This is a genomic window from Phenylobacterium aquaticum, from assembly GCF_947378715.1.
Classification (GTDB): domain Bacteria; phylum Pseudomonadota; class Alphaproteobacteria; order Caulobacterales; family Caulobacteraceae; genus Phenylobacterium; species Phenylobacterium aquaticum_A.
Window position 1 is genome coordinate 1 of the sequence record NZ_CANCLE010000214.1, and the last position, 5375, is coordinate 5375.

Sequence of the window (5375 nt, forward strand, 5' to 3'; positions counted from 1 at the left end):
GGGAACGGCACCGAGGCCGACAGGCTTTCGAAGATCGCCGGCGCCCGGGTCTTCACCCCCAGCATGGGCGGGGTGGCCATGATGCCGGGCAGGATGGTGTTGATGCGGATGCCCTCATTGGCCAGGTCGCGGGCGATGACCAGGGTCATGCCCTTGATCGCCGCCTTGGACGCCGAATAGGCCACCTGGCCGACCTGGCCGTCCTCGGCCGCCACCGAGCCGGTATTGACGATGGCGCCGCGTTCGCCGTCCTCGTTGGGAGCCAGCGTCGCCATGCCCGCCGCGCTCTTCACGATGCAGCGGAAGGTGCCGACGGTGTTCAGGCCCAGGACCCATTCGAAGTCGGAGATGACGAAGGGCTTGATCTCGCCGGTCTGCTTGTCGCGGGCGATGGTCTTGCCGCCCCGGCCGCCGCCGGCGCAATTGACCAGGATGCGCTCCTGGCCGTGGGCCGCCCGGGCCTTGGCGAAGCCGGCGTCGACCGACTCTTCGCTCATCACATTGACCTCGCAGTAGAGGGCGCCCAGTTCCTCGGCCTTCTTGGCGCCGGTCTCCGGATTGAGGTCGAAGATCGCGACCTTCACGCCCAGGTCGCGCAGCGCCTTGACGGTCGCCGCCCCCAGGCCTGAGGCCCCGCCGGTGACCACGGCGGAGACAGAGCTGTCGATGATCATGGTGTCGTTTCTCCCAATGTCTTTTTGTTTTGGCCGCCCGCTCAGATCGACAGGCAGATCTTCCCGAAGTGCTTCTGCGAGATCTGGTGGGCGAAGGCCTGCGCGATCTGGTCCAGCGGGAAGGTGGAATCGATCACCGGCTTGACGCCATTGGCCTCGATCGCCGCGATCATCTCCTCCTGCTCCTGGCGCGAGCCGACGGTGACGCCCTTGATGGTGATGTTCTTGGACATGGCCAGAGCCGTGGCGATCTCGCCGGAGACCCCGGTCAGCACCCCGATCAGCGAGATGTGGCCGCCGATCTTCGCGGCGTGCAGCGACTGGTTCATGGTGCCCGGGCCGCCGATCTCGACCACGGCGTCGACCCCGCGCCCGCCGGTCAGGGCGGCCGCCGTCTGGCCCCAGGCCGGATCGTCCTTGTAGTTGATCAGGTGGTCAGCTCCGAGGTCCTTCAGCCGGGCCAGCTTCTCGGCCGAGGACGAGGTGGCGATCACCGTCGCGCCGGCCGCCTTGGCCAGTTGCAGGGCGAAGATCGAGACCCCGCCGGTGCCCTGGGTCAGGACGATGTCGCCGGGCTTGATGCGGGCTTCCACGATCAGGGCGCGCCAGGCGGTGAGCGCCGCGCAGGGCAGGGTCGAGGCTTCTTCCAAGGTCCAGCCCTTGGGGATGCGGGTGAAGGCGGTGGCCGGGGCGACGACATATTCCGCCGCGAAGCCGTCGGCCTGGTCGCCGGGCACGCCCAGCAGGCGCTCCAGCACCGGAACTCCGGCCGGCCAGTTGGGGAAGAAGGTCGACAGCACCTGGTCGCCGACCTTCCAGGCCGTGACCCCCTCGCCCACCGCCACCACGTCGCCGGCCCCGTCGGACATCGGGATGCGGCCGTCCGGCGTACGGATCATGCCGGCGACCACCGCGAAGTCATGGAAGTTGAGCGAGCTGGCGCGGACGCGGACCAGGATCTGGCCGGGACCGGCCACCGGCTGGGGGCGATCCTCGATGACGATCTTGTCGAGCCCGCCCGGGGCTTTGACGGCGGCGACTTTCATGGGGCGATGTCCTTGGAAATGTTCGAATTGAAAACGGGGTGGGATCAGGTGAGCAGCGGCGGCAGGCCGGGATCGCCCTTCTCCATCGCCCGGCGATAGGCCGGCCGCGCGCCGATGCGCTGGAGATAGGCGAGGATGTTGGGAAAGCCGGACAGGTCCTTGGGCGTGAACATCCGCATGGTGGTGAGCGCGAAGACCATCATGATGTCGGCGGCGGTCAGGGCGTCGCCGGCGAAATAGTCCGCCTCGCCCAGGCGCTGCTCGACCATGGCGTAGACCCGTTCCGAGCGGGCGTTCATGAAGCCGCGGCCCGGATGGTCGGCCGGCACGCCCAGGGCGTTGGCCACCAGGCCCAGCATCTCGGTCGCCACGAACGAGCCGTTGGCGAAGTGCAGCCAGAACACATAGTCGGCGAAGTTGGGCTGATCCGGTTTGACCGCCAGCCGGCCATTCCCATGGCGGCCGATGATGTAGTCGACGATCGCCCCCGACTCACCCAGGGTTCGACCGGCGTCGGTGATCACCGGGGCGACCCCCATCGGATGCAGCGCCTTGTATTCGGCGGGCGCCAGGCGGGTGGTCGGATCGCGCTGATAGACCTTGAGTTCGTAGGGGATCTCCAGCTCCTCGCAGAGCCAGACGATCCGCTCGGATTGCGAGATCCCGAGGTGGTGGACGACGAGGGAAGCGGTCATGGTGCGGCGTCCTGGTGGAAGTTCCGCCCATCTGGTCCGCCTTGACCCTGGGGAGGTCAAGTCAGGTCGATTGCATACGATTAAATATCGTGCAACTTATGGCGCGCCGCGCGGCGGCGCCCCTCAAAGGACCCCTTCATGAAGCGCCTCAATCTCGCCCTCGCCGCCCTGCTCGCGGCCGTCGCCACCACCGCCGTCGCCCAGACCCCGCCGCCCGCCGGACCCCAGGCGATCCGCGGCCAGGTCAGCGCCATCAGCGCCACCCAGCTGACCATCAAGCAGAAGACCGGCGGTCCGCTCAGCATCGACCTCACCCCCGACTGGTCGGTCCAGGTGACCAAGCCGGTCGCCATCAGCGAGATCAAGGAAGGCAGCTTCATCGGCACCTCCGAGATCCCCCAGGCCGACGGCTCGGGCAAGTCGCTGGAAGTCCACGTCTTCCCGCCCGGCGTGAAGATCGGCGAAGGCCACTATGCCTGGAACCTGCGCAAGGGTTCGATGATGACCAATGGCACGGTCGGCAAGGTCACCGCCGGCGCCAAGGGCCAGGAGCTGCAGGTCAGCTATCCCACCGGCCAGCGCAAGATCGTCGTGCCCGCCAAGGTGCCGGTCGTGTTGATCACCAATGGTGATCGCACCATGGTCAAGCCGGGCGCCAAGGTGTTCCTGATGGCCTTCCCGAAGCCGGGCGGCGGTCTGATCACCGGCGCCGTGGCCGTCGGCGAGAAGGGCTCCGCTCCGCCGATGTAGGGGCTGAAGGCAGGGAGGGCGCAGATGACCGAGGTTCGCGAGCGGACGGCCAAGGGGGTGACGGCGATCTATCGCCATCCCCTGCTGGTGCGCGCCACCCACTGGGTCAATGCGCTCTGCCTGCTGGTGCTGCTGCTCAGCGGCCTGCAGATCCTCAACGCCCACCCGGCCTTCTACTGGGGCGAGGTCTCGCACTTCGACCGGCCGTTCGCGGCCATCGAGGCGACCACGGCGGCCAATGGCGATCTGCATGGCCAGCTGATGGTGGCGGGCGCCAAGCTCGACACCACCGGCGTGCTGGGGGCGTCGAAGTCCGGCGGCGACCAGCTGCAGGCCCGGGCCTTCCCCAGCTGGATCACCCTGCCCGGCTATCTGGACCTGGGCGCCGGGCGGCGCTGGCACTTCGCCTTCGCCTGGGCGCTGGTGATCAATGGCCTGGTCTATCTGGGCTTCGCGCTTGGCAGCGGCCGGACCCAGGCCATGCTCAAGCCCACCCGCGAAGAGCTGCGCGGCCTCGGCGCCGCCGTCCTCGACCACCTGCGCCTGCGCTTCGCCCACGGCGAGGACGCCCGCAACTACAACATCCTGCAAAAGCTGGCCTATCTGGCGGTGATCTTCGGCCTCCTGCCGCTGATGCTGCTGACCGGCCTGGTCATGTCGCCGGCCATGTATGCCCGCCTGCCGATCCTGGGCGAACTGTTCGGCGGACGGCAGTCGGCCCGCACGATCCACTTCCTGGCCGCCTCGGGCCTGGTCAGCTTCGTCTTCGTCCACGTGGCCATGGTCATCGCCGCCGGGCCGGTGAACGAGATGCGCTCGATCCTCACCGGCTGGTTCGTCATCCGCAGGGAAAAGCCATGAGCGGTTCCGATCCCACCCGCCGCCTGCTGCTGGGCGGCGCCCTGACCGGCGCGGCCGGCGCCAGCCTGGCCGGCTGCGACAAGCTCGCCGCCTCGCCGGCCGTGAATGAACGCCTTGGCGCCGCCGAGGGCCTGAACTTCCACGTCCAGCGCCTGCTGCTGGGGCGCAACGCCCTGGCCCGGGAATATCCGCCCAGCGCCATCGCCCCGGACTTCCGCGCCAACGGCACCACCAATCCCGACAGCGAGGACTACCAGCAGCACGTCGCCGACGGCTTCAAGGCCTGGCGCCTGGAGATCGGCGGCCTGGTCGAGCGCCCCTTGAGCCTCTCGCTCGACGAACTGCGCCAGGCGCCGGCCCGCAGCCAGATCACCCGCCACGACTGCGTCGAGGGCTGGTCCAGCATCGCCAAGTGGAAGGGCGCCCGCCTCGGCCCGCTGCTCGACCGCGCCGGCGTGAAGCCCCAGGCCAAGTATGTCGCCTTCTTCTGCGCCGACACCCTGGAGCTGACCCTGGACGGCACGGGCGACTATTACGAGACCATCGACCTGGCCGACGCCCATCACCCCCAGACCCTGCTGGCCTATGAGATGAACGACCAGCCCCTGCCCGTGGCCCATGGCGCTCCGATCCGCCTGCGGCTGGAGCGCCAGCTCGGCTACAAGATGGCCAAATATGTCATGCGCATCGAGCTGATCGACAGCTTCGCCAAGCTCGGCCAGGGCAAGGGCGGCTATTGGGAAGACCGCGGCTACCAGTGGTACGCCGGGATCTAGGGCCGGATCAGGCGCCCTCGGCGGCGCGCAGGGCGCCCACCAGCTTTTCCACCGTGACCTTCAGGGCGGCGATCTGCTCGAAGGGCATGGGAATCTGGCCCAGGACGGCCGGCGGCACGGCGACGGCCCGGGCCCGCAGGTCGCGCCCCTTGGCCGTCAGGTCGATCGTCACCCGCCGCTCATCGGCGCGGTCGCGGGTGCGGGTGATCAGGCCCGCCGCCTCCATCCGCTTGAACAGCGGGGTCAGGGTGCCGGAGTCCAGGCCCAGCCGCCGCGAGATGTCGCCAAAGCTCAGCGGCGCGCGCTCCCAGAGCGCCAGCAGGGCCAGGTACTGGAGATAGGTCAGGCCGAGCGGCTGCAAGAGCGGCCGATAGAGCCGGGTCATCTGGTTGCTGGCGGAATAGAGCGCGAAGCACAGCTGCAAATCCAGCCGCAGCGGGTCCAGGGCCTGGCATTCACCCCCGTCGCTCGCCGTCATCCTCCGCGCTCCCGAACACCGGCGTCAACGCCAACCCGGCGGGTCTAGCGCCCGCTCTGGCCGTCGTCGACCCGGATGGTGGCGCCGGTGACGAA

Annotated in this window: 7 protein-coding genes; 3 read left to right on the plus strand and 4 right to left on the minus strand. The window is 68.8% G+C overall.

Annotation, left to right across the window (positions count from 1 at the left end; genetic code table 11):
- From Q7P21_RS19090 to Q7P21_RS19100, 3 genes are all read right to left on the minus strand, one after another.
- Positions 1 to 674 (minus strand): SDR family NAD(P)-dependent oxidoreductase (locus Q7P21_RS19090; protein ID WP_304179665.1); only part of this gene is annotated, 674 nt, incomplete at its 3' end.
- Positions 675 to 715: 41 nt separating this feature from the next.
- Entirely contained in the window at positions 716 to 1720 is a 1005-nt protein-coding gene (locus Q7P21_RS19095; RefSeq protein WP_304179668.1) for an NAD(P)-dependent alcohol dehydrogenase, read from the minus strand.
- A gap of 44 nt (positions 1721 to 1764) precedes the next feature.
- Positions 1765 to 2415 (minus strand): glutathione S-transferase family protein, encoded by a 651-nt coding sequence (locus tag Q7P21_RS19100; RefSeq protein WP_304171666.1) that lies wholly within the window; start codon positions 2413 to 2415, stop codon positions 1765 to 1767.
- 138 nt (positions 2416 to 2553) lie between these two features.
- Here Q7P21_RS19100 and Q7P21_RS19105 point away from each other — a divergent pair, with 138 nt between their 5' ends.
- Genes Q7P21_RS19105 through Q7P21_RS19115 form a run of 3 tightly spaced genes read left to right on the plus strand, consistent with a single transcriptional unit; the run spans position 2554 to position 4802 of the window.
- A complete protein-coding gene (locus tag Q7P21_RS19105; protein WP_304179671.1) occupies positions 2554 to 3165 on the plus strand; it encodes a hypothetical protein in 612 nt (203 codons plus the stop codon).
- Between the two features lie 24 nt (positions 3166 to 3189).
- Positions 3190 to 4026, plus strand: a complete 837-nt coding sequence (locus Q7P21_RS19110) for a cytochrome b/b6 domain-containing protein (RefSeq protein ID WP_304179674.1) — start codon at positions 3190 to 3192, stop codon at positions 4024 to 4026.
- A complete protein-coding gene (locus tag Q7P21_RS19115) occupies positions 4023 to 4802 on the plus strand; it encodes a molybdopterin-binding protein (protein WP_304179677.1) in 780 nt (259 codons plus the stop codon). Before Q7P21_RS19110 ends, Q7P21_RS19115 begins: the two co-directional genes overlap by 4 nt.
- Positions 4803 to 4809: 7 nt before the next feature.
- Here the strand turns inward: Q7P21_RS19115 and Q7P21_RS19120 are convergent, their stop codons facing one another.
- Positions 4810 to 5280, minus strand: coding sequence for a MarR family winged helix-turn-helix transcriptional regulator (locus Q7P21_RS19120; RefSeq protein ID WP_304179680.1), 471 nt, complete (start codon positions 5278 to 5280; stop codon positions 4810 to 4812).
- Between the last annotated feature and the right edge of the window lie 95 nt (positions 5281 to 5375).